This window comes from Garicola koreensis, from assembly GCF_014195445.1.
In the GTDB taxonomy this organism is placed as follows: Bacteria; Actinomycetota; Actinomycetes; order Actinomycetales; family Micrococcaceae; genus Nesterenkonia; species Nesterenkonia koreensis.
Map to the genome: position 1 here is coordinate 263465 of NZ_JACIBT010000001.1, position 26088 is coordinate 289552.

A 26088-nucleotide genomic window follows, 5' to 3' on the forward strand; every position below is an offset into this window, starting at 1 on the left:
GCAGTCGAAGGCCGATTCACCCGAGAAATGATGCGGCCCCCTTTTTAAAGTCGGACCGTCTCGCTGAGTAGAATGTGCAGGTCAAGTCCTACACAGCTTGCGCCGGAGCCCTTGATTCCACGAGTCGCCTCGACAACTGGCCGTGAGTCGGGCATCCGCACATCGTGATGAGAGGTCGTTCCCAGCTCGACGGTTCGACGTGGAAGGATTGGCCATGCACGAACGTTGAACGACGAGGGGAGGTGTAGCCGTCCATGCGCCAGAACAGTGAGCGCTGGCACGTCGTCTCCGAGTCGGAGTTCGTGCACGAACGCGAGGGGCTTGGCCACGTCCGTGATCTCCTACCTGACCGGGGCCCGTTCCACGCCTGGAGCAATTTCGAGTTTCGGGATCACCAGGGGCGCTGGGCCGAAGTCGACTTGCTCGTGCTGGGCGAGGGTCGGTTGCACCTCGTCGAGCTGAAGCACTATCAAGGTCCGATATCCGGCAACGCGTACCGCTGGCAGCGTGGTCAGCGGTCCGAGGACTCCCCACTGCTCGTCGCGCGGCGAAAGGCCCAGCGGCTCGCGAGCGTCCTCAAGGACGCGGCTCGCAGGATCGGCATGGACCCCAGCGCAGTGCCGTTCGTGCAGGAGTCGATCTTCCTCCACGCGGACAACACTCAGTGCTTGCTGACGGAGAGCGATAAGACTGATCTGTTCGGGCTCGATGGTTATGAGGACGCCAGCAACCTCCCGAGCATCGCTGATCGGCTTCTCGAGCCTGATCGGCGGCGCCACGATCGGCCGGGGTTGACTGAGGACGCATTTCTTGAGGTCGTCGAGGCTGCTGGTTTCGCCGTCCGTCGGGAGCGCGAGGTCGGCTCGTGGCGGATCATCGGAGCCCCACTGAACGAGGGCGATGGCTGGCAGGACTGGCCCGCCGAGCACCGAGTTGCTCGAGAGCAGCGCGCCAGGATTCGGTTCTTCCTGGTCGCGGACGGTTCCTCCGCGGCCCAGGTGGAGGCGCGGCGGCAGCTGGTCTCCCGGGAGTTCTCCCTCACGTCCCGGCTCCGTCACGACGGAGTCTTGAGTCCTCGTGACCTGGTCGATCACGAGCTCGGTGCCGGGCTCGTGTTCCCCTACGACCCCGATGGTCAGCGACTCGATCTCTGGCTCGCCGATAGGGCCCCTGACCTGTCCCATGCGGACCAGGTCGATCTGGTCCGGCAGCTCGCTGAAGCTTTGCAGTACGCGCACTCCAACGGCATCGTCCATCGGGGCCTGAACCCCATGGCGATCACTGTGCACGGTTCTCAGCGGGACGGTTCTCAGCTGAAGGTGGGCAACTGGCAGGTGGCAGGTGCTGTCGACGACGCCACGAACAGCATTCTGGAGACTCAGGGGACGGCGACGCGTGTCTTCGGCCTGCTCGACCGTGATCGGTCGGACCGAGGGGAGCGGTTCGCCGACTCCTTTGTCGCGCCGGAAGGCCAGTGGTCACCTCACGCGCACCGGGTCAAGCTCGACGTCTTCGCCCTCGGAGCTGTCGCGTATCTTCTGGTGTCGAACCAGGTTCCCGCGACGAGCGCAGTTGACCTCAAAGAGCGGTTGGCTCGTGATGGGGGCCTTGATCTGGCCGCCGACCTACCTGAGGCTCCTGCACCGCTCCGAGAGCTCATCCGCGATGCGACCCGCCCCCAGGTGTCCCAGCGTCTGCGTGACGTCCCGGCGTTCCTCGAAGGCCTCAGCCACGTCGAACGAGCACTCTCGGCTGGTGAGACGAACGTCGATGTGGATCCATTGGATGCCGCGCCGGGCACGTTCCTGGGCGATCGGTTCGAACTGGTGCGACGGCTCGGTTCTGGCTCGACTGCCGTGGGACTGCTCGTCATCGACCACCAGGCGAACGAGGCCCAACGCGTGCTCAAGGTTGCTGTCGACGACGCTGCAGGTCAGCGCATCTATGACGAGGCCGAAGTGTTGTCTGCTCTGCGGGGGAAGAAACACCCACGCCTCGTGCGGTTGGTGGAGAAGTCTCCCCTCGAGGTGGGCGGACGGACCGCGCTGCTCTTGGCGTCTGCCGGGGAGAAGACGCTCGGAGATGAACTGCGGGATCGGCGCCGGCTCTCATTGGACCTGCTCGACCGGTGGGGAACTGACCTCCTGGAAGCTCTTGTCGGGCTCGATGAAGCCGGAGTCGACCACCGAGACATCAAACCGGCCAACCTCGGAGTCCGCGAGCAGCGCAGCGACCGGGCTAAGCATCTTGTATTGTTCGACTTCTCCCTGGCACGTGCCAGTGCGGCCACGGTGAAGGCCGGTACACCGCCCTACCTCGACCCGTTTTTGGGCACCGGCTCTCGGAGCCACTGGGATTCGGCTGCTGAACGGTATGCCGTCGCCGTGACCCTGTTCGAGATGGCGACTGGCAATACTCCGGTGTACGGCGATGGACAGTCGGATCCTGGCTCGATCCGAGAGCCGGCCACCATCGAAGCAGCGGCCTTCGACCCCACGGCGGCTGACGGGCTCGTCGCGTTCTTCACCCGCGCGCTCGACAGGGACGCCAAGCAGCGCTTCGGCACGGCCGCAGAGATGCTCGCGGCGTGGCGCAGTGCGCTGTCGGCCACGACCACCACGACGCCTGACGACGCCGATGAACTCGCTCAGCAGGCCACGCCGGGGACCTCACTGTCGCAGTCCGGGCTGACCCCCCGGGCTCTCTCGGCTCTTGAGCCGTTCCGCCTGGAGACGGTGGGCGACCTGGCGGCGCTCGACACCGGCAAACTCAGCCGATTCTCAGGGATCGTCGATGCAACGAAACGCGAGATCCGCACGCGGGCGAAGCAATGGCGCGAGCGCTTCGGCGACAGTCTGCCGGTGGCCGGTGCGGACGAGGACCAAGAGACAGTTCGCCCGGATGACCCGCTCGTCGCCCCGGTCGCGACGGCGAAGCTCTTGGTCGAGTCTGCCGGGAGCGAGCGGGCAGCTGCGCGGCGAACCGGCGCAGAGGTCCTCCTCGGACTGTCCGGACGTGCCCCGGCTTTCGGCACCCTGGGCGAACTGGCCGGGCCACTCGAACTGGGCGGTTCGCCGCAGGTCTCCCAGTTGCTCGCCGCGATCCGGGACGGGTGGACTGCCAACGCGACCGCCACGTCCATCCTTGATGACATCGCTGATCAAGTGCTCGTGACCTTAGACGGTTTGGACGGAGCCGCTTGGGCCGAGACCGTCGTCAACTCGATGGCACCGGCAGAGGCAGTTGAGCGTGACCGCCGAGTCATTGCTGGCCTGGTTCGTGCCGCCTTGGACAGGACGGACGACAAGGCGAAGGGCGCTGACGAGGAGTCTCCGATCGCACGGCGGCGTCGGCGGTCAGATTCCCGCCTGATCCTTGCCGTGAGACCGTCATTGGCTGCGGTGGCAGGTCCCCTTGGTGAGGTGGCCGACCAGTTGGTGACTGAGGCGCGCGACGTGGGTGACGCGGTCCTATCTCGTGGTCGGGCAGCTGCTGTGCTTCGAGCACATTGGACTGGCGATCTGCTGAACCTCGACGATGTACGTCTCGTCAGGTTGGCTGCACGGATGTCGGACAGCGCGGCCGCTTCGACATCGGGTGAGCTGTACTCACGCGAGATGCCATCTGCCGACGCCGTCAGGTTGGCGCTGGGCGCCACCATCCCCTCTCAGGAGTTCACCGTCGCGGATGTACACAAGATTGTGCAGGTGCGATTCCCCGGTGTCGCCGATCTGCCACGACGCCCGGACCTTGATGACGTCCTGCGTCAGGCGGGCACCGGACTCGAGTGGACGGGCAACGGTTATGCGGTTCCCTCCAGCCACTCGGACACCACATTCGTGACGAAAACCCATCACACCACGATTCCTGTGGGACGGGCCGACGGAAAACAGCCAGAACGTCTTGTTCGAGAATTGCGAGAGAGCGTCGGCGCACGCTCGTTCCTGGCGATCGGTATCCCAGCGCGGCAGGTCGAACGGACAACATCAGATCTGCTGTCGACGTACGGCGGTGTCCAGGTCAACGTCACCGACCTCCTTTTGGGAGGATTGCGGTCCCAAGCTGAAGAGAAATCAGTCCCGTGGGACGCCGTGTTGGCAGCAGACGCCGCTGAGTCAGGCACGCGTGCCGCTGACGGACTCGCTGCATTGGTGCGTCAGTCGATCTCGACGATCGAGACTGCAATCGCCGAAGCGATGGAGTCTGCCTCCGAGGCCACGCAGCCGGTGGTGGTGACCGACGCGGCGCCCCTGGCGCGCTACGGGCACCTCAGGGTGATCGCCCGGCTCGCGGACGTCGCTCAGCACCGGTCGAACGCCGTGTGGCTGATCGTGCCCCAGGGGCCGGAACCTGGGGCCCATCTTGACGGCACCCCCATCCCTCTGTCCTATTCCTCCCAGTTCCTGAACCTCGACAATCGCGTCGCCGTTCCGGCGGCCGCCGAAGGAGAAACGCAGTGAGCGCACGCGACACGTTGACCGCTGAGCTGCGAGCCGAAGTGCTCCACCTCGAAGATGACCTGCGCGCGCGGGTCACTTCCCAGCCTGAGGTGGAGGCGGCCTGGCGCGACGAGTACGAGGCCTCTCGTGCCTCTGAACGGACATCGGCGACGTGGGAAGCCTGGGTCGATGAACGGGTGACTCTCGCCGCTGTGGCGTGGGCCCTCACCACAGTCTTCGTTCGGTTCTGTGAGGACAACGACCTCGTCAAACCGGTGTGGATCACTCATTCGGGAGCGCGACACGCAGAGGCTCTCGATGCCCAGCAGCACTTCCTTCGTGAAGCCGCGCGGACGAACCCGGATATCACCGACCGGGAGTGGCTTCTCGAGGCAGTGGGGTACCTGCGTCAGTTGCAGGCGACAGCTGGTCTGGTGGATGGGAACTCACCTATGTGGCTGGTGCAACCCTCCGGCGATGCGGCAACCAGACTCCTCAACTTCTGGCGGGAGCGCGACGACGACGGCGTTCTGCTCCGGGATATGACGGATGCTGACCTGGACACCCGGTTCCTCGGGGACCTATATCAGGAGATCTCTGAGGATGCTCAGAAGCGGTTTGCGCTGCTTCAGACCCCAGTCTTCGTTGAAGAGTTCATCCTCGATCGCGCTCTTGAACCTGCGCTCAACGAGCGTCCGCTCGAGGGCTTCAGAGCGATCGATCCGACGTGTGGCTCCGGACATTTTCTGCTCGGCATTTTCCATCGTTTGTTGGACCGGTGGCACCGCAAGGCCCCCAATATGGACGAACGTGAACGTGTACAGACGGCGCTCGACGCGGTGCATGGTGTCGATATCAATCCGTTCGCTGTGTCGATTGCTCGGTTCCGGCTGACGGTGGCCGCGCTCCAAGCCTGCGGCATGATGAGTCTCGAAGAAGCGCCAGCGTTCAAGTACCACTTGGCAGCAGGCGACTCGCTCCTGCACGGTCTTGCTCAGGAGGAGCTCGACTTCGGGGCTGAGATGGCATCCGACCGGGTGGCCGCCAACTTCGCCTACGCCACCGAGAACTTGACTGAACTCAAACGGATCCTTCGTAACGGGCAGTATGACTGTGTGGTCGGCAACCCTCCGTACATCGCGGTTAAGGATGCCTCGCTGAATGCTCTATACCGACGTCGCTACCCTGTGGCCTGTAAGGGGCAATACCATCTCTCTTCTCCATTTACGGTCAGATTCTTCGAGCTCGGCCATCCCTCTGGCCGGACTGGTCTGATCAGTGATGACGCTTTTATGAAGCGAGAGTTTGGTGTACCTCTCATTGAGAAGTTCCTTGCGTCCAAGGACTTGGAGCTAGTTGCAAACACATCGGGTGCATATTTGCCCGGCCATGGGACCCCAACGGTGATTCTGGTAGGACGAAATAGAGCTCCCAGGGCAGGTAGCGTTCGTGCTGTACTTGGGGTGCGGGGCGAACCCGGTGTGCCAGATGATCCGTCACGCGGACTCGTATGGACGGAGATGTTGCAGAATGTCGACGACCCCACATGGGAAGGCGAGTTTGTTGCGGTTCGAGACGTTGCCCGCTCGACTCTAGCTGTGCATCCCTGGCAGTTGAAGGGCGGCAGTGCAGCTGAGGCAAAAATGGCGCTCGAGGCAAGTTCGCAGCCCCTTTCAAGCCTTCTTGTTTTTCCGCCGGGCCTGGCCATCCGAGCTGGATCTGATGATGCCTATACCGACCCTGGCCCGTTGGTGCGGCGGGAGGTTGGCTCATACCTTCGCCCGTTTGTGGTGGGGGCAGGGGTGCGAGATTGGGGGGTTTTCGTCGGGCAAAGGGTGTTGTATCCGTACGCCTCGGAAGGGCCTGCAGATGCCAAGCTTGAGGGCGCCCTCTGGCCTCTGCGGACAACCCTGGCGGCACGCAAGACCTTCCAGGGTTCTATGGCGGATAGCGCACTACATTGGACCGAATACCAACAGCACACAAAATCGGCATATGACACTCCAGAATCATTGGTGATTGCGAATATATCTACGCATTTGGAGTGTGCATTTCACGAACAGCCGGGGGTGTTCAAGGAAACGGTTATTGTCTTGAAGTTGAGGGAGGGTAGTCCTGACGCTGGCGTTCAAGCTGTACTGAACTCAGCGGCCGCAAATTTCTGGCTGAAGCAGGTCTGCTACCCCAAGGGAGGGGACAAAAAGGGTGGAAAGGGGGCTCGCGTGACAGGGGAGGCATGGGAGGAACGCTACTCGTTCAATGGCACTAACATCGCGGAGATTCCCATGCCAGTGTACTTGCCGTCAGTCTCCGGCGAACGCCTTCGATCGCTTGCATCAGAAGCTGCGGCGACTACACCGCAGTCGATCGTCGAAGGCGAGACAGCGCCTACCGCCGACGAACTTTCTGATGCCTCAGTCAAATACGCTGGACTGCGAGCCGAGATGATCTCCCGGCAGGAGGAGCTGGACTGGGAAGTTTATCGTCTGTACGGGATCGTTGATGAGGATTTGACCTACTCCGGCGATGATTTGCCTGGCCTTGGGAAGGGGCAACGAGCATTCGAGATGGTTTTGGCGCGAAGAATGCGAGATGGCGCAGAGACTTCTTGGTTTAGTCGCCACGGTTCGACGCCAATCACTGAAATTCCAGAACATTGGCCAAAAGCTTACCGTGAACTAGTCCAGAAGCGGATAAGCCTTATTGAGTCAAGCAAGTTCATTAATCTGTTGGAACGGCCAGAGTACAAACGTAGGTGGGTGACCGATCCATGGGAGCAAAAGGAGCGCTCACTGCGGGATTGGTTGCTTGATCGGCTGGAGCACCGGGCGTTTTGGTTCGACTCCCATGGCCGACCGGCTCCGCAGAGCGTCGCCACGCTGGCCGATGAGGTGTCTCGTGACGCGGACATGGTGGCAGTTCTCGCTCTGTGGGAGGGCCGGCCTGACGTGCCCGTCGTGAAGAGTCTGGAGTCTCTGCTCGCTAACGAGGCTGTGCCGTACCTGGCGGCCTACCGCTACAAGGAGCCCGGACTGCGGAAGCACGCCGATTGGGAGTCCACGTGGGAACTCCAGCGCCGCGAGGATGCCGGTACGTACAAACCAGCGCGCAAGGAGCTGGGTGGCGACGGGCCGATCCCGGTGCCGCCGAAGTACAAGAGCAGTGACTTCCGCAAGCCTGAGTACTGGGCGCATCGCGGCAAGCTCGACGTGCCCAAGGAGCGTTTCATCCTCTATCCCGACGCTGGTCGCGAGACCGATCCGACCCCGATGCTGGGCTGGGCGGGTTGGGACCACGCTGAGCGAGCCCTGGCGATCGCAATGTTGATCCAGCAGCGGGAGTCCGACGGTTGGGAAGACGAGCGTCTGGTGCCCCTCGTCGCTGGGCTGGCCGAGGTGTTGCCGTGGGTGCAGCAGTGGCACGACGAGCCGGATGATCGGTTCGGCGGCGCTAATCTGGCCGAGTTCATGGCCGAGCAGCTCGAGGAGCGGATGACGCAGGTAGAGGCGACAGCCGACCAGTTGAAAGCATGGCGACCGGCACCGGCGAAGAAGGGACGGAAGGCGAAGGCATGAGCAATTCCTCGAAGAAGACGCTGCTCCGAGATGTCATCAGCATCCCTGAGCGTGCCGGGGCCGACGACTACGTCCTCCGACTCACTGAGGGCGTCGGGGAAGGGCGTCTCGACACCACCATTGAGGACTACGTCGTCACGGATGCGCTCACTGAGGCATTCGACCAAGCACTGGATCTGGTGGCCACCTCGCTGAAAGATGGCACCAGTCGGGCGTCGTTCCTCTCCGGGTCATTTGGCTCCGGTAAGTCGCACTTCATGGCGGTGCTCTACGCACTCCTGGGTCACAATCCCACTGCTCGTGCCAAGCCCGAGCTCGCTCCAGTCGTCCAGCGGTACGATGGCGAGCTTCAAGGCAAGAAGGTCCTGCGACTGGCATTCCACTTCCTCGACTCCGACAGCATCGAACAGGCCATCTTCTCTGGATACGTGAACCAGGTCGCCGAGCTGCACCCGGAAGCGCCCCTCCCTGCAGTGCACCAGAGCGACCAACTTCTTGATGATGCTGATGGTTGGCGAGCGAAGATGGGAGACGACGCCTTCCTTGCGGGACTCAACAAGTCCGACGTCGCCGGTGGTGAAGATGACGTCTGGGGCAAGGTGCTGCAAGAGGGCACCTGGACGTCCGAGTCCTACGATCGCGCCCGTACCGCGGCCCCGGACTCTGAGGATCGGCAGCGACTGGTCTCGGCCCTGGTCAACACCTATTTCAAGGCCTTCACCCGCGGCGCGGAGTTCGTCAGCCTGGACGAGGGGCTGGCCGTCATCAGCAATCATGCAAAGTCGCTCGGCTACGACGCGATCGTGATGTTCCTCGACGAGCTCGTGCTGTGGCTGGCGTTCCGGGTTCGGGACGCCGAGTTCTTCGGGCGTGAAGCGCAGAAGCTCACCAAGTTCGTCGAGTCCGGTGCTGGCCAGCTGGACATTCCTCTCATCACCTTCGTCGCTCGCCAGCTGGACCTGCGCAAGTACTTCGTCGAATCGGGTGGAGGTACAGGCTCCCATCAGGAGGCGCTCGATTCGGCGTTCCAGCACCAGGAAGGTCGCTTCCGCACCATCGTGCTTGGGGACGACAACCTGCCGTATGTCGCTGAGAAGCGCCTGCTGAAGCCGGTCTCCGGGGAGGCTCGCCGAACCATCGATGATGCGTTCAACGGGCTCGACCGTCGTGAATACCTGTGGGATGTGCTGCTGGACGGCATCAACAACGATGAGGGGACCAAGGGCGCCGACCGGCAGGCGTTCCGGCGGACGTACCCATTCTCCCCGGCTTTGGTCTCGACTCTCCGGACGCTCGCCTCGGCGATGCAGCGTGACCGCACGGCCCTGAAGGTGATGCAGCAACTGCTGGTCGATCAGCGCGACCACCTCACCGTCGATGACGTGATCCCCGTCGGTGACGTATTCGACCTGGTCGTCAACGGCAATCAGGCCATCACTGAAGACATGCGAGGGCGCTTCCGCAATGCCCTGAAGCTGTACGAGGAGAAGCTCCGCCCCCTGCTGCTGCGCGAGCACCGGTTCGACGACGCGGACGTCGAGGGCCTCGCTCCCGACCACGTCTTCCACGCTGATGACCGCCTGGTGAAGACTCTGGTGCTGTCCGCGATCGCACCTGAGGTGCCGGCACTGCGGGAGCTCACACCAGGACGGCTGGCTTCGCTGAACCATGGTTCGATCGTCAGCCCCCTGCCGGGCCAAGAAGCGACCACGGTGCTGTCCAAACTGAAGAAGTGGAACGGCGAGGTCCCGGAGATCCATATCTCCGGTGACAGTCGGAACCCGACGGTCCGACTCCGGATCTCCGAGGTCGACTACGAGTCCGTGGTCGAGAAGGCCAAAGGCGAAGATAACGAGGGGCGTCGTCGTGAAGTTCTCAAGAACATCGTCTGGGAGGAGTTCGGGCTCGAACAGATCGACGGTGATGTCACCGGTATCAGCAGGCAGAACCGGATCTGGCGAGGCTCTCGGCGTGAAGTGGAGGTGATATTCGCGAATATCCGCGATCGCACATGGCTGGCCGATGAGATGTTCGAAGCTGGGTCCGACACGTGGCGGTTTATCATCGACTACCCCTTCGACGAACACGGGCACGGCGTCCGGGAGGACGACCAGCGGCTTGACGACCTGCGGAACAAGGGACTCGACACGCGCACCGTGGCCTGGGTGCCGCACTTCTTGTCGGACAAGCGCCAGCGCGAGCTCGGTCGACTGGCTGTCCTCGACTGGTTGCTCGGTGGGTCAGGGGATCGTTGGACCTCCATGTCCAGCGACCTCGCACCGGCAGACCGAAGTCAAGCGAAGATCATTCTTGAGAACCAGCGTGATGCACTCCGAGAGAGGATGCGCGGCGCCGTCCAGGAAGCATACGGCGCCGCTCGTGCGACGACCGGCAATCTGGACGTCGACGAGGCCCATGAGCGCGTGTTGATCTCGCTTACCCACGAGTTCACCCCGCAGGCCCCGGTCGGGCACGACTTGGAGGCAGCATTCACGAACCTGGTCGACCAGGTCTTCTCCGCGGCATTTCCCGGGCACCCCAAGTTCGAACCCGAGGATGCCGAAGTCAAACCCCGCGAGCTCAACGCTGTACTGGACGCGGTCAATGAGGCGCAGCAGGACCCCGACGGTCGTGTCTTTGTGGAGTCGGCGCGGCGAGACTCCGTACGTCGTATCGCCAACGAGCTCGGTGTCGGGCATATGGGGGAGACGCACTTCCTCTTCGGCGCCGACCGGTTCCCGTGGCAGATGACGTTCGCCAAGGCGATGGGAGCTGCTGAGCTGGAGCAGACTGACGTGATCGACGTCGCCACTCTCCGTCGTTGGATCCGCGAGACCACACCTGCCCCCGGGCTCCGTACTGAGGTCGCCGATCTGGTCATCTGCGCGTGGGCGATCCTCCAGGGGCGTGCCTGGTATCGCTACGGCTCGGCGCTTGAGGCGGCCCCGAAGCCCGGCAGTCTCACCAAGGAGATGGAGCTTCGGCCCGAAGCCCTGCCGGACGCGGCGGCTTGGCGGTCGGCGGTCGATCGCGCAGGGGCCATGTTCGGCATCAACGCGAACACCTACCTGACGGGCAGCGCGGTGTCCGAGCTCGCCACGCAGATCCGGAAACGTATTGCCGAGCTGTCCGCAGATTCCCGAGGACTGGTCGATGCGCTGTCGGAGGCTTATCAGCGACTCGGCCTGCCGTTGGACGGCACGGCGGGTGGTCGTCTGGCGACTGCGCGATCGACTGCTGAGCTGTTCGCAGACTTGCAGGCGAAGACCGACAACGTCAGCTTGATCGAAACGCTGGGTCGTGCCGAGCTGACGGCGACGGATCAGGCTGCGGGGCGTTCCGCGTCGAAGTCGGGGACTGTGGCCCGCCAGCTGCACGATTTCGGGTGGTCACGTCTGTCGCCCTTGCTCGATGCTGAGGGATATCACAGCGACCGGGGCCGGTCGGCGAAAGAGGCGCTGGATCGACTGCGGAACTCTCTGACGGCGGACGAGCTGGCGCAGCCGCTCACCAATGCGCTGAAGCGTGCCGAAGACGATGCGTTCGCATGGCTCGAAGAGGGCCAGAAGGCCGTGGAACAGGAGCCCGCCACCCCGTCTGGACCGGCTTCGTCGGAGGCTGCGGGGGCCGCAACGAACGGACGGCGCACTGTGACCTCAGCGGATGATCTCCACCGTGTTCGAGAAGAGCTCGACAATTTCCTGGAAGAACATGGCGGTGCTCGCGTGGTCGTCGAATGGAGGGTCGAACCGTGACTGTCGACGCGTCAGTGCGCCTCCCGGAAGCCACGCTGCCCATCGTTCGTCAGCTCCTCGAATCGGCCTCGAAGAAGGGGCGCCGCGAGGGAGTTCTTGGCATCCGCGCGTCCACGATGTGGTCCGGCGCGACTGAGTTCTCCCACCATGGGTCCGATGTCATCGTCGCGCCCTGCCGCTCGGCGTTGGCAGTGCGGGAAGCACTCCAGGACCGACGCAGCGGATTATGGTTGGTCATCCTTACCGACCGGGACGAGGCGGATCTCGGCACCGGGATTCTCACCCATTTCCAAGGCCAAACGTTGCGCAACCCGGACCCATGGGCGGCCGTTCGCGAGCAGTTCGCAGCCTCAGTCGGCGTAGACAGGCAGTTGAGCTCGCATCCGCGGGCTCGCGAGCTGGCGACAGGATTTCTGGCAGCTCGTGGGGACAAACCATGGTACCCGGCTCGCGCCGGCTTCCTCACGTACGATCACGCGTTCGCCTCTGTGGCGATGCGCTGGTTTGACCTCGGTCGAGAGCTGCCGAACCCCGGCATCGACGATGTCCTGAGATGGGCGATTCGTGCTGACCGGAGCAGTCGCATTCGGGAATTGCGGAAGCAGGTCGGCGACGCGCTTGCCGACGCGGCCCTCGATTGGTTGGCCCGGCGCTGCGGACGTGCACAACCGCTCGTCTCCACGCTGCTTGCCAGCGACCGGCTGGCTGATCTCGTCCCGCTCGGGCTCGCGAGTCGCGCGGTGCTGGCGTGCCCGGGAGGATCGGAACCGTGGGTTCTGCTGCGGGTCCAGCAGCTGCAGGTCGAGGAGGTCACGCCGGCACAGGTAAACACCCTCGTCGATGCCGCCGAGCAGGTCACTCGCGAACTCCTGATGAGCAGCAACGATGAGTCTCAGCGTGATGTGGGCCGGGTGCTCACACGTGCGGATGCTCTCATCGCAGAGCTCCGAGCAGATGCTGGCGTTCAGGATTCCTCGGTTCTGCGTCGGAGCCTTACAGCACGCCTGGGGACGCTCGGAGACGCCCTGCACCAGGCGACGCAGTTCTCCACGCAGAATGTCGCACAGGTAGATGCTCCCTTGGCCGACCGGTCCCAACTAGACAATGTGGAGCGTGCATTGGCCGACGTTGAGTCTCATGTTCTCGCCCACCACCGAGACGAGCGTCGCGTCTCACGGGCCAAAGACGGTGTGCGTCTCACTCGTTGGCTCGCGGCCGACCTCACGTCTGGCGAGGACACTCGGAGCGGCTCCTTCGCTGATCACATGCGGAGGCATCGGGATGACGATGCGTGGGTCGATCGAGCGTACGGCGACGCGTGGCGGGGCGTCGGCGATGAAGCTCTGTCAAAGGGGCTCGAGACCGTCCTGGCGGCCGTGCGCCTGCGACGGGACGCTCATGATCGCTGTTTCGCAAAGGAACTCGCTGTCGCTGCGCAGTCTCGGGATGCCTTGCCCGACGATGTCATTCCTCTCGAGGACGTGATCGCTCGGACAGTCGTTCCGCTGGCTCGAGAGCCTCGTCCGGTGCTGATGATCGTTGCCGATGGGATGAGTGCGGCGGTGGGTTCCGAGATCCTGGATGACATCGAGCACCGCCACGACTCCTGGTTAGAATGTGTTCCGTCGGGAGCCGAGAGGCGAAGCGTCGGCGTCTCCGCCCTGCCGTCGTTGACTGAAGTGTCCCGCTGCAGCTTGCTGTCCGGCACGCTGGCGACGGGACAGCAGAATGCTGAGCGCAAGGGCTTCTCCGCCCTCATGAAAGCTCACGGCCTTACCGGGGGTCTCTTCCATAAACTGAGCCTAGAGACGTCCGGTGCTGGGACGGAGCTTGCGCCGGACGTTCAGACTGCCATCGATGACACTGAGGACACTCAGGTCGTGGCCTGCGTGCTCAACACCATCGATGATGCGCTGGATCGTTCCGATCCAGGGATGGACTGGACGGCCGATGCTGTGTCACACCTGCGCCCGTTGCTGGACCGCGCTCGACGAGCAGGGCGGACCGTCGTCATGACGTCCGATCACGGGCACGTCATCGAGCGTCGTGACGGCCACCAGAAGTCTGTCTCAGCGACATCCAGCAACCGGTCGCGGCCTGCCTCGGATGGCGGAGGGGTCACGGACGACGAGATTCGGGTGGTCGGCCCGCGGGTGCTGCTGCACGATGGTGACGCTGTGCTCGCCGTCGACGAGCGTCTGCGGTACGGGTCGTTGAAGGCTGGCTATCATGGCGGTGCCGCACCGGCTGAAGTGGTCGTGCCGATCCATGTGCTAGTCACAGGGGAACCGCCGAAGGGCTGGGATCTCGCGACGCCACAGGAACCGGACTGGTGGCGCAATCCGCTTGCCTCGGAAACGACAGGACCGGCGACACTGAGACGACTGGTCCTTCCGCCCTCCGAGAGCCCCACGCTGTTTGACGAAGTCGAGCCGGAACCCAATCCCAGGGTTCAGGATATGGCCGCTGACGTGGTTCGTTCACCGACGTACGCAGCTCAACGTGAACGAGCATCCCGTATCAGTCTGTCGGACGAGAAGATCACTGCGCTCCTGCGTTCGCTCATTGCGGCTCCTGGCCATCGTGCCGATCCCGCCTCCGCGGCATCGGCCCTCGGAGTTGCTAAGGTTCAGCTCGCTGGGGCCCTGCCGATGGTCCAACGTCTGCTGAATGTCGAGCAGTACCCGGTTCTGGACCGCGCTCCTGATGGGGAGACTGTGGTCCTGGATCTCGAACTATTGAAGGAGCAGTTCGGAGTGGGCCGATGAACAGAGTGACGCACTCCGTCAGCGCCCGACGACGCCGCAAAGTCATTGATGCGTTGCGCTGGGATCCGTGCCGCATAACGGTCTGGCGATCCACGCCGACTTCCAGCGCGGCATCGTCGATGCCCGGATGGTCTCTCACGAGGCTCTGATGGCCGCCGGCTCGATGGCGGAGGCCAAGGTCAACGGGAAGGCGCTCGTAGGGCGAGGACTCCGTCGTGAAGGATGGCGACGTGGTCAGCTTGAAAAATGACGTGCGAGTGGGCTCTGAAGTAGTTGAACACCTCTCGTCTATATCAATCTTTCATGCAGTATTTGTGGCGAAGTGTTCGCTCGCCGGAGATGGACCTGTTTAACTTTTGGTGAATAGCTGTTTAGGGGGCATTTAATGAGTGAGTCTGATTCTACGAAAAATCACGATGACTCACCCGCTTGGGAGTCGTGTGTGGGCTTATGCGTAATTCCTCCCCTGGGTGCGGTTGGTGGTACGTTCGTTGCCAGTAGCCTGTTCAGCGACTCCGGCGGCGTGTTGACTTGGGTGCTAGGGATCGGCGGCGCCCTTGTCGCATTGGTGACTGGCGCGCTCGTGCTTCCAAAGTTGAGAGCTGCTGGAAAGAGCGATGATGAGGCTCCAGCAGGTGGAGCTACAGGGCATGACAGCTCGACCCCGGGTCGAGTTCCCAGCGGGGCCGAACCGGTAAACTCTGCGTCCCCGGAAAGCAGTGAGAGGGTCTCACGAGATGGAACTGAGGAAACGCGTGGGCCATCCACTCTGGAGGAGCGTGTCCCTGGTGCTGCAAGCGAGGCGGAGCAGGTAGGCAAGAGTAGCACTCCTCTTAGGTTCTTCCTGGACGAGGAAAGTTCGCCGATGTCTCTCAGCGTCATGTATGACACCAATGGGCCCGACGAGCTGGGGGTAGCGCTCGGCACTTTTGAGTCCCGCGACGACGCGATGTCCGCAGTGGAGCAGGTGCGTCAGTCGCTGGAAGGTGAGACATGGCGCGGGGAGAGCGTTGCTCATGCGATGCTGACGGTTCAACCATTCGCGCTAGGATTGCCGGGAAATCACGGCCTACCCGGGTCGAGTTCTGGAACGGCGCAGCCGCATTCCGCCGATCCTATGCAACCCACTCAGGCGGAACCTAAGGAGAATGCTGGTCGCGAACCGGAAGACGGTGTCGTAGCCCAGGTCCTGGACTCGGCGATGTTCACGGAGCAACGTCGGCGTGCCCGACGGGCGTCCCTTTCGGACCAGCAGATTGGTTCTTTGTTGCGCCGACTGATGTCTGCACCTGGACACCGGATCTACCAGTCCGACGCAGCAGAGGCACTAGAAGTGCCCGTGTTCCAGCTGTCAGGTGCACTTCCTGTGGCGCAGCGGCTCCTGAACGTGGACCAGTATCCCGTGCTGTACCGTGATCCGGACAGCATCGAGATTGTTCTTGACCTCGATTTGCTCCAGGAGCAGTTCGGAGTGACCACGTGAGTGGAGTTGTTAGCATTCGCCGGCGGCGCGAAGTAATTGATGCACTGCGCCGTGGGACGGTGCCGCATAATGGTCTGGATTTGCTGGCTGTCGGCCTGTCGCGGTTCGAGGCAGCGCTGGATGCCGAGTTGGGGACTGCTCGAAGCGGTGGAGCATCCTTCAAAGCTGTTCGAGGTGAGTACGGGTCCGGGAAGACCTTCTTCTCTCGGTGGTTGGGTGAGCGAGCAAAAAAGTCCGGGATGGCAGTTGCTGAAGTACAGATCTCCGAAACCGAGACGCCTCTTCATAAGCTGGAGACGGTATATCGCCGCGTTTGCGAGTCGATGGAAACTGCTGAGTTTCCACCTTCTGCGTTCCGACCTATTCTCGATGCGTGGCTCTTTGCGCTTGAGTCGGAGGGCGAATCCGTCGACGCCGTCGTCGAGAAGCGGTTGGCTGAAGTTTCCAGGACGACTCCCGCGTTCTCTACTGCTCTCCGGGGATATCGCGATGCCCTGCTGAGAGGAGATGAGGCGACTGCAGAAGGGTTGGTCGCGTGGCTGGGCGGGCAGCCGCACGTTGCTGCCGCTATCCGTCGTGAAGCTGGTGTGCGTGGCGACCTCGACCATTTCGGCGCCTTCGGGTTTCTGCAGGGACTCCTGACCGTCCTCCGCGACTCCGACCATCCTGGTCTCGTGCTGATTCTGGATGAAGTGGAGACGCTCCAGCGGGTTCGAACCGATGTCCGAGAGAAGGCACTCAACGCTCTGCGGCAGCTTATCGATGAGATTGACAGTGGGCGTTTCCCTGGCCTTTACCTATTGATCACTGGCACGCCAGCGTTTTTCGACGGCGCCCAGGGCCTGCAGCGTCTTCCTCCGCTCGCGCAGCGCCTTGCCACGGACTTCACCACGGAAGAACGGTTCGACAATCCCCGTGCCGTTCAGCTCCGCCTACCGGGGTTTTCTCAGTCGCTCCTGCAAGACGTCGGCCAGGCCGTGCGGGATTTGTACGCCTCAGGAACTGAGTCAGCGGAGCGGATCCGGACGACGGTGGACGATGCGTATATCGCCGATCTGGCCGCCGCCGTCGCCGGATCGCTCGGCGGGAAAGTCGGGGTCGCCCCGCGGCTGTTTCTGAAGAAGCTCGTCGGAGACATCCTCGATCGTGTGGACCAGTTCGAAGAATTCGACCCGCGCCGGCACTACAAGCTCACGGTCGGCAACTCGGAGCTCAACGACGTCGAGCAGAATGCTGCCGCGACGAGTGTGGATGACATCGAACTGTGAGCGCTGCTGACCTTCACCCCGTTCTGCTCCACCACGTGGTCAACACGTTGGAGTGGCCAGGGTTGCGCCCGCTACAGGAGGAGGCCGTCACTCCAATTCTTCGGGGCGACGATGCACTCCTGCTTGCGCCGACGGCAGGAGGCAAGACCGAAGCAGCGAGTTTCCCCCTGCTGACACGGGCCGCGAATGAACGGTGGCAGGGGATGTCGGTGCTGTATGTGTGCCCGTTGCGGGCGCTGCTGAATGATCTGGAGCCACGTCTGGACAAGTACTCCGGTTGGTTGGGGCGTCGAGCTCAGCTCTGGCACGGCGATACGACCCAGGGCCAGCGTAGGAAGATGCTGATAGACCCGCCGGAGATGCTCCTGACCACTCCCGAATCACTCGAGGCGATGTTGGTCTCGACCAAGGTCGATCCTCGGGAGCACTTTGCGAATGTGCGTGCGATCGTCGTCGACGAAGTTCACTCGTTCGCCGGCGATGATCGAGGATGGCATCTGTTGGCCGTTCTCGAACGCTTGGAGAAACTGGCGGGTCACCCGATCCAGCGCATCGGGCTGTCGGCGACTGTCGGAAACCCCGACGAGCTGTTGACCTGGCTTCAAGGCTCAGAAGCTGACTCTCGGCCGGCTTCTGTGGTCTCGCCCGACGTGGCTCCGGCAGGTGGCAGTTCTGCCGGGGACGTGACGTTGGACCACGTCGGGTCTCTCAGCAATGCTGCGAAGGTCATCTCGTTGTTGCACGTTGGGGAGAAGCGACTGGTCTTCTGTGAGTCGCGTCGCGAAGTTGAGGAACTCGCGAGGAATCTGCGAGAGCGCGATGTCACTATTTTCGTCTCCCACTCGTCGTTGTCGTTCGATGAACGTCGACGGACCGAGCAAGCTTTCGCGGAGGCACGTGACTGTGTGATCGTCTCCACCTCGACGCTTGAACTCGGCGTCGATGTCGGTGATTTGGACCGGGTAATTCAAATCAATGCCCCAGGAGCTGTCGCTTCTTTCCTGCAGCGCATGGGACGGACCGGCCGCCGGTCCGGCACAGCGCGCAATGCTCTCTTCCTGACCACTACGGATGATGGGTTGCTGCAGGCCGCCGGACTGCTGCGTCTGTGGTCGCGAGGATACGTCGAGCCGATCTCCGCCCCGCCGAGTCCTCGGCACATTGCGGCGCAGCAGGTGCTGGCGCTTTGTCTTCAGGAGGGGCGCGTCGGAAAGCACGTCTGGTCGGACTGGTGGAGGGGCCTGTCGATCTTCGGAGACCAGGCCCCAGAGATCGTCGACTCACTTGTGGAGTCGTTGTACCTGGAGTCCGACGGTCAGATGCTCTTCATCGGTCCGGAAACGGAGGAGCGCTTCGGCCGCCGCAACTTCATGGACCTGGTATCAGTCTTCACCGCGAACCCCGAGTTCACCGTCATCGAGGGGCGTCAGGAGCTTGGTGCTGTCGATCCACTGGTACTGACGCGCAAGGTTGAGGGACCCCGGTTCATCGTCCTCGCTGCGCGTTCGTGGGAGGTGACTCACATCGATTGGAAGCGACGGAGGTGCTTCGTCGAGCCGTCCGACGTTCCCGTCAAGATGCGATGGGTCGGTGAAGCGGCCCCACTGAGCTATTCACTGACACGCGCCGAGCGTGAGATCCTGCTCGGTGAAGACCCGGACGTCACGATTTCCAAGCGTGCGGATTCGAAGCTTGCGGAGATCCGTGACGTACACGCAGCCGAAGTCGCGGCACACGGGTCGGTGATACTGCGTGCTGGGGGAGAGACACACTGGTACACATGGGCTGGTGCTCGTGCCAACGCCACTTTGATAGCCGGACTCCCGGGCATCGCCGATGAGACTCAACGGCCGGAAAACTCCCGCATCCGGCTCCTCGGTCCCGAGGTGGTTAAGAAGCTCTCTGATGCACTCGACTCGTCCGATTGGTCCGCAGTCCTTCCCGCTGTATCGCCGGGGGCACTGGATGGTCTGAAGTTCTCCGAGGTGCTGCCCCGGGACCTGGCGACTTCGACGGTAGCAGACAGGCTCGCCGATCGCCCCGGCGCAAGGGCCGTGGCTTCTGAACCACGAGTCCAGGTGATCGGGCACGAGTAGGCAGTATGTGATGGGTCGAACTTCCCATGCTGATAGCGTGAATCAGGTGAATGACGTCACGCACGAACTCAGAGACTTCGTCTCCGAACGCGACTGGAGCCAATTCCATTCTCCGGAGAACTTGGCGAAGAGCATCTCCATCGAATCTGGCGAGCTGCTCGAGTGCTTCCAATGGTCGGGCCCCGACTACTCATCTGCCGAAGTCCGAGACGAGCTTGCTGATGTGCTGACCTATTGCCTGCTGCTCGCCGACCGTCTCGGCCTGGATCCGAAAGAGATCGTGCGGCAGAAGCTGCAGCGGACCAGAGAGAAGTATCCGACCGAAAAGGCACGTGGGCGGAGCACCAAATATGACCGCCTTTGAGATTCGCAAGTTCTCCATGCGGGAACAGCTCCCGGAGAACGACGACGCCCGACTCAAGAACTGGCCAGTCGTCTACGCGCTGAACGGTGGAAAGAAGATCTACGTCGGTGAGACTCTCAGCGCGACGAGCCGCATCCGCCAGCATCAAGCATCTGAGAGCAAGCGCGACATGCAACTGGTGCGGCTCCTGCTGCACGAGCACTTCAACAAGTCGGCGGCTCTCGACCTCGAGTCTCATCTGATCCGATGGCTAGCCGGCGACGGCAAGTATGAGGTCATCAACCGGAACCATGGCATCGTCGATGCGGACTATCACGACCGCGAGACGTATCGAGACGCGTTCCCCGAGATCTTCGAAGCACTCCGCGAGGCGGAGATCTTCGAGCGAAGCATCCCGGAGATCGAGAACTCGGACCTCTTCAAGCTGTCTCCTTTCAAGACGCTGACGCCCGAGCAGGCGCTCGCTGTCGAGGACCTGCTACGGGCCTTGCGCTCGTCTTTGGAGTCAGGCGCTGAGCCACGTTCATTGGTCATCCAAGGAGACCCTGGCACTGGCAAGACGGTGGTCGCTGTCTACCTGATGAAGCTGTTGAGCGACATTGCGACCGTCACCGATGAGGAGATCGCGGAAGACCTCGAAGGGGACAGCCGGTTCTCCGAGTTCTTCACCCCGGAGTTCCGGGAGGCGCTGCAAGACTTCACCATCGGTCTGGTTGTGCCGCAGCAGGCCCTCCGGAAGTCCATCCAAGCTGTCTTCACGAGAACGCCTCAGCTGTCGAAGGACATGGTTCTCGCACCCTTCTCCTTGGGTAAGAGCGACCAGCATTACTCCCTCCTCATCGTCGACGAGACGCATCGGCTCAATCAGCGCGCCAACCAGTCGTCAGGCCTCCGGAACCGCGACTTCGGAGAAATCAACGAGAAGCTCTTCGGGAACGACTCGCCTCTCTACACGCAGCTCGACTGGGTTCGGCAGAAAAGTGACCACCAGGTCCTTCTCCTGGATGCGGAACAGACTGTGCGCCCCGCTGACCTCTCCCGCGAGACGATCGATGGGCTCGTGAACGAGGCGACGACAGGCGGGAAGCACGTCACGCTGGCATCCCAGCTTCGGCTCAACGCCGGCGACGAGTACATGCCCCATATCCGTCGACTGCTTCGAGGGGAAGAAAGAGCACCAGCCCCTGTCGGCGACTACGAGTTCTGCATGTATTCCGATGCTTCCCAGATGTACGCCCGGATCCGCCAGCTTGACGCTGAATACGGGCTGGCTCGCATGGCTGCCGGCTACGCCTGGGATTGGGCGACGAAGAGCGAGGGCGCCGCCTACGATTTCGAACTCGACGGGGTGAAGTTCTCTTGGAACAGCACCGACGTCGACTGGGTCAACTCACCGAACGCGTTGGAGGAAGTCGGATCGATCCACACGCTCCAGGGTTACGACCTCAACTACGCCGGCGTGATCATCGGGCCGGACCTGCGCTACGACCCCGAGGCGGGGCAGGTCTACTTCGACCGCTCGAACTACTTCGACACCAAAGGCAAAGAGAACAACAAGAAGCTCGGCATCCAGTACACCGACGACGACATTCTTGACTACGTGCAGAACATCTACCGAGTTCTGTTGACGAGAGGGATCAAGGGCACCCTCATCTACGTATGCGATCCTCACCTGCGTGATTTCATGGCGCGATACATTCCTCAAACGGAACGGGCCCGAAGATTGCCTGACAGGCGAGACTCTTCTCCGATTGAAGTTGAGTACGATGTGCCCGCCCACGACGGTTCGGATGGCCTGACCAGGTCTCCCGAAAGTGCGCGTCGATAGTCGTTTCTTGACCGCTATCGGGCGAGCGCAGCGAGCTGCTGGCGGCATGATGCAGACTGCACAGCGTCGTGTCGGTGGCCGTCTGTAGAGTGGCAGCATAAGGCGTAGCGGAAGGGGGCGGCCGAGAGGGACCGGTATCACCGGTGCGGCCGCTCCTCACCGTCTTCAGCGCCTTGCCTATCACTCGTTCACCAGGAGGTTGCCCATGCGTGCCGCACCCTTGTCCGCTGTTTCCCTGGCCATGCTCGTCGCTGTATCCGGTTGTTCCGGCTCACAGTCGTCACCGACAGAGGACGGAGAGGGCGAGGTCCAGCAGATGCGTTCGGAGACCTCGAGCGCCGCATCGGCTGAGGCTTCTGACAGCTCGAGGGAGACTGCTGAGAGCGAGGATCTCCCGACAGATGACGACTTGCACGTCTACGTCGAGGCGCTTGCTTCCAATGACGTTGCGGCGGCGGAAGACGCCCGGAGCCTGACGGTGGAGGGATCCGTGGCTGACGCCTACCTGACATATCAGGCCCACGTCGCCCAAGCTCTGATTGATGCCGGAATGGCGAATATGGCGTCCGAGACGGTTGAATCCACTGACGAGGGATTCGAGATCTGCCTTGAGAGTGAACCTGCAGACTGCTCGATCTTCGCCGACTTCGTCGGGTCTGACGGAAAGATCCAGAACTTTACAGTGGATGGGAAGTCTCTGGACGATCGCCTCATTGTCAGCGATGGTTCCCCAGTGCCCGGTGACCAAGGAGCCGAACTCACTCCCGTCGTCGCGTATAAAGCCGCGTCCAATGAGACGCTAACCGTCGGGTTCGACCTCGCTGCCGGGGAGGCTCCCATCATGTACCACAATGTGAAGTACCGGGGTCCAGATGGACGTCAATCTGACAGCTCCAACTCGGTGGGGGCGTTCGACCTCGGAGCCGATTCGATGGCATCACAGGTGGAAGCGTTCCCCGGCGCCGAAATCGGCGGTGAACTGATCATTGAAATCGGGTACGAGAGCACGATGGCCCCAGTCGAGATCACAGTCCCGATAGAGGCGGAGTAACCGTACGGGGTGGCTGAGCGGGGACAAGCAGCCGGGTAGCCTGGCTCTGCTCAGCCGAGCCCCATCCGGCCCATGACCTCCTGCTCCTCGACCTGCTCCGGCACCATGACGGCGTCCTTCAGCACGGTCTTCTCAGTGAGCAGGTGGTTGAGGTTCTCGTCGAAGGACGTGATCGACGGATCGGGATGCAGGGCCATGGGCAAGTACACATGTACCGGGCGGTGCTGGCCGATGCGATACCACGGTCGGTGGCCTGGGCCTCCTTTGCCGGATTCCAATGGCGCTCCAGATGGATCGCATGGTTCGCCTACGGCGTCTGCTGAGTACGTGCAGTGCGAGTGAGCGTCCCTGTAGGGGCGGTCCGGCGCGCCTGTCTTCGTCCCCTGGCCACGCCCGGTCCTCACTGGTGGGTCGACGACCATACTAGTGGTGTGTCTCGCAAATAATTAGGCCGTCTAGAGGTAGACTGGAGTATGTCTGCTCCAGCGCCACCTCTTGTGATGTCCGAGACTGACCGTGAGGTCCTGCAGAAGGTCGCCCGCTCTACTGCGGCAGCTCATCGGGAGGTCGTCCGCGCCCGGGTGCTGTTGGCTGCCGCTGAGGGGGCCGGTAACCGCACCATCGCCGCAGATCATGGGGTCTCGGCGATGACAGTACGGGCCTGGCGTTCCGCGTTCGCCACCGAGGGGCTGAAGCATTGGGGCAAGGTCAAGAAAGGCCGGGGCCGCAAGCCCTCCATCCCGGCAGAGACGGTCGCTGAGATCGTACGGATAACCACCAAAGAGACTCCCAAGGGCGAGACTCACTGGTCCAGCCGCTCACTGGCCAAGGAGCTGGGTGTCTCGCATTCGACGGTGCACCGGGTCTGGACCGAGTTGGGGTTGAAGCCCCACCGGGTGGATACGTTCAAGGTCTCCAATGATTCGGCCTTCGATGAGAAGGTCATCGATATCGTCGGGCTCTACCTCAACCCGCCGGAGCAGGCAGTAGTGCTGGCCATGGATGAGAAATCCTCCGTCCAGGCGCTGGACCGCACCCAGGCCTCGCTGCCGATGGTCCCTGGAAGGGCTGGGACGATGACTCATGACTACAAGCGCAACGGCACCACCACGTTATTCGCCGCCGTGGACGTGCTCACCGGCAAGGTGATCGGCCAGTGCCTGCCCAAGCACCGTCACGAGGAGTTTTTGAAGTTCCTCAAGACCATCGACCGCAAGGTCCCCGATGATCTGGATGTCCATCTGATCATGGATAACTACGCCACCCACAAACACGCCAACGTCAAAGCGTGGTTGGAGAAGCATCCCCGGTTCCATTTCCATTTCACCCCGACGTCTTCGTCGTGGTTGAACCAGGTCGAGCGCTGGTTCCGCGATCTGACCGAGAAGAACCTACGCCGCGGGATCTTCCGATCCGTGCCCGAGCTCATCGACAGCATCGAAGAATACATCGAAGCCAATAACGAGAACCCCAAGCCCTATGTATGGACAGCCACCGCTGAGTCAATCCTGGACAAAGTCGCCCGAGCACGAACCAGCCTCAACGAACAGGCAAACCAAAACTGAGACAGACCACTAGAGGCACGGGGCCGTCCCTATGCATGGTCAATGACGGACGCCGCGGCCCATCGCTGCCCCAGGGGCCACTCACCGGTCGACTCACTCACGGTGGAGCCCGGCACGTGCGCAGTCTTCCACTCGAGTGGCCCGTTCCCGGAGGCACTGCAGCAGACGTGAGCCGCCACGGCCGCGGAGTGGTTCCCCTTCCAACCCGTGGAAGCTGCGAGTCGGTTGGTGCATGCGCGGGACGGCGTCGGTCTCTAGACTGAGGAAGAATGAGGGCGCACGAACAGGAATCGGAGGCGCGGGGACGCATAGGACCGGTGTTCTATGCCTCGCTGGTGCTGTCTGTCGCATTCGTCCTGTTCGGCCTCATCTTCCCCCAGGCGCTGACTGAGTCCCTGGTCGCGATCCGCGAGGTGGTGGTCCGGACCTTCGGGCCCGTGTACCCGGTGACGGTGTCGCTGCTGCTGGTGTTCGTCGTCGTGCTCGGACTGGCTCCGGTGGGCAGACGGCGGCTCGGCGGCCACGACGCGAAGCCTGAGTTCGGCGCCGTCTCCTGGGTTGCCATGCTCCTGTGCGCCGGGGTGGGGCTGAGCTTCCTGTTCTGGGGAGCGGCCGAGCCGCTCATTCACCTCGCGGATCCGCCGTATGACGCCACTGAACCCGGCTCTGTGGAGGCAGCTCGGGCGGGAATGCGGTACTCCTACCTCTTCTGGGGCCCGCACGCATGGGGGATCTATGCCGTGGTCGCGATCGCGATCGGGTACACGGCCCACAACCGGCATGGTGGGATGCTGGTGAGCGGGGCACTGCGTCCGCTGCTGGGACGTCTCGTGGACGGATGGGTGGGCAGCGCCATCGACACGCTCGCTGTTCTTGCGATCCTGTTCGGCATTGCCACCTCGCTCGGGCTCGGCACCGGTGAGCTCAATGCCGGACTCGCCGAACAGTTCGGCATCGCCGATTCCTACGGGGTGAAGATCGCGATCGTCGCGGGGCTGATGACGTTCGCGACGATCTCCTCAATGACGGGGCTGGGGCGCGGAATCCGCATTCTCAGCCTCGTCAACATCGTGCTCTGCGGTGTGCTTCTCCTCTTCGTGTTCGTCGCCGGCCCCACCGGCTCGATAGTCTCCACGCTCGGCACGGGCCTGGTGGACTACGTGGGGACCCTCGTGCCGATGAGTCTGGCGACCGAAGGTGCCCCGGGCGACACGTGGACCAGGGAGTGGATCGCCTTCTTCTGGGCGTGGTGGATCGCGTGGGCGCCGTTCGTGGGGACGTTCATTGCGCGCATTTCCCGCGGTCGCACGATCCGCGGCGTCGTCGTCGGGGTGGTGCTGGTGCCGAGCCTGGTCAGTGTCGTGTGGTTCTCGGTCTTCGGCGGCACCTCGCTGGAGCGTGAGCTCAGCGGCGCTGTGTCGGTGGCCGACCGCGCCGAGGAGGCGAAATCCAGTGCCACCCTGGCTGTGTTCGACACCCTGCCGCTGACCGGAGTCATGTTGGTGCTGCTGCTTCCGGTGCTGGCTCTGCTGTTCATCACCTCCGCCGACTCGGCGTCGTTCATGCTGGGCAGCACGACGACGGGCGGGAGCATGAAGCCACCGCGTCCGATGCGGCTGATGTGGTCGTTCGCCGCGGCCTTTGCCGCCGTGCTGCTCATCAGCGGGGGAGCCGAGAGTCTGCGCGGCGCTGCGGTCGTCGCGGCGGCCCCGTTCACCGTCATCCTGGTGGGCCTTGGCACCTCGCTGGTCATCATGCTGTGGCGTGACCGCACGGGGACCGCCCGGCCGGAGCCTGCCGACACGTAGACTTTGAGCACCCACATTGAGTAGGAGGTCAGCATGCTGAACTGGTTGCTTCGGCTGAGACGAATGCGCGGCGATGCACGTGCGGTGC

Annotated in this window: 14 protein-coding genes; 13 read left to right on the top strand and 1 reads right to left on the bottom strand. The window is 62.8% G+C overall.

The window, feature by feature from the left end:
- The first annotated feature begins 254 nt into the window (after positions 1-254).
- From pglW to FHX47_RS01365, 11 genes are all read left to right on the top strand, one after another.
- On the top strand, positions 255-4460 hold the full coding sequence (gene pglW / locus FHX47_RS01315) for a BREX system serine/threonine kinase PglW (protein ID WP_183357094.1): 4206 nt from the start codon (positions 255-257) through the stop codon (positions 4458-4460).
- The gene (gene pglX, locus FHX47_RS01320) at positions 4457-8014 is read left to right on the top strand and encodes a BREX-2 system adenine-specific DNA-methyltransferase PglX (RefSeq protein WP_183357095.1); all 3558 of its coding nucleotides are present in this window, start codon (positions 4457-4459) and stop codon (positions 8012-8014) included. Before pglW ends, pglX begins: the two co-directional genes overlap by 4 nt.
- Entirely contained in the window at positions 8011-11769 is a 3759-nt protein-coding gene (locus FHX47_RS01325) for a BREX-2 system ATPase PglY family protein (RefSeq protein WP_183357096.1), read from the top strand. Before pglX ends, FHX47_RS01325 begins: the two co-directional genes overlap by 4 nt.
- Positions 11766-14537, top strand: coding sequence for a BREX-2 system phosphatase PglZ (gene pglZ, locus FHX47_RS01330; protein ID WP_183357097.1), 2772 nt, complete (start codon positions 11766-11768; stop codon positions 14535-14537). Before FHX47_RS01325 ends, pglZ begins: the two co-directional genes overlap by 4 nt.
- Positions 14538-14604: 67 nt before the next feature.
- Positions 14605-14787: a DUF933 domain-containing protein gene (locus tag FHX47_RS01335; protein ID WP_183357098.1), complete on the top strand. Its 183-nt coding sequence runs from the start codon at positions 14605-14607 to the stop codon at positions 14785-14787.
- 615 nt (positions 14788-15402) lie between these two features.
- A complete protein-coding gene (locus FHX47_RS01340; protein ID WP_183357099.1) occupies positions 15403-16020 on the top strand; it encodes a hypothetical protein in 618 nt (205 codons plus the stop codon).
- Complete coding sequence (gene brxD / locus FHX47_RS01345; protein ID WP_183357100.1) at positions 16017-17288, top strand: BREX system ATP-binding protein BrxD; 1272 nt, start codon at positions 16017-16019, stop codon at positions 17286-17288. Before FHX47_RS01340 ends, brxD begins: the two co-directional genes overlap by 4 nt.
- Complete coding sequence (locus FHX47_RS01350; protein WP_183357101.1) at positions 17285-19384, top strand: DEAD/DEAH box helicase; 2100 nt, start codon at positions 17285-17287, stop codon at positions 19382-19384. Before brxD ends, FHX47_RS01350 begins: the two co-directional genes overlap by 4 nt.
- A 10-nt stretch (positions 19385-19394) precedes the next feature.
- Entirely contained in the window at positions 19395-19748 is a 354-nt protein-coding gene (locus tag FHX47_RS01355; protein WP_183357102.1) for a nucleotide pyrophosphohydrolase, read from the top strand.
- The gene (locus tag FHX47_RS01360; protein ID WP_246327890.1) at positions 19735-21576 is read left to right on the top strand and encodes a DUF2075 domain-containing protein; all 1842 of its coding nucleotides are present in this window, start codon (positions 19735-19737) and stop codon (positions 21574-21576) included. Before FHX47_RS01355 ends, FHX47_RS01360 begins: the two co-directional genes overlap by 14 nt.
- Before the next feature lie 205 nt (positions 21577-21781).
- On the top strand, positions 21782-22627 hold the full coding sequence (locus FHX47_RS01365) for a hypothetical protein (protein ID WP_183357103.1): 846 nt from the start codon (positions 21782-21784) through the stop codon (positions 22625-22627).
- A 50-nt stretch (positions 22628-22677) separates the two neighbouring features.
- Here the strand turns inward: FHX47_RS01365 and FHX47_RS01370 are convergent, their stop codons facing one another.
- On the bottom strand, positions 22678-22824 hold the full coding sequence (locus FHX47_RS01370; RefSeq protein WP_183357104.1) for a hypothetical protein: 147 nt from the start codon (positions 22822-22824) through the stop codon (positions 22678-22680).
- Positions 22825-23100: 276 nt separating this feature from the next.
- Between FHX47_RS01370 and FHX47_RS01375 the strand changes: the two genes are divergently transcribed.
- Both FHX47_RS01375 and FHX47_RS01380 read left to right on the top strand, forming a co-directional pair.
- Positions 23101-24192, top strand: coding sequence for an IS630 family transposase (locus tag FHX47_RS01375; protein ID WP_183357105.1), 1092 nt, complete (start codon positions 23101-23103; stop codon positions 24190-24192).
- A 269-nt stretch (positions 24193-24461) separates the two neighbouring features.
- Positions 24462-26000, top strand: a complete 1539-nt coding sequence (locus tag FHX47_RS01380; protein WP_183357106.1) for a BCCT family transporter — start codon at positions 24462-24464, stop codon at positions 25998-26000.
- Positions 26001-26088 lie beyond the last annotated feature (88 nt).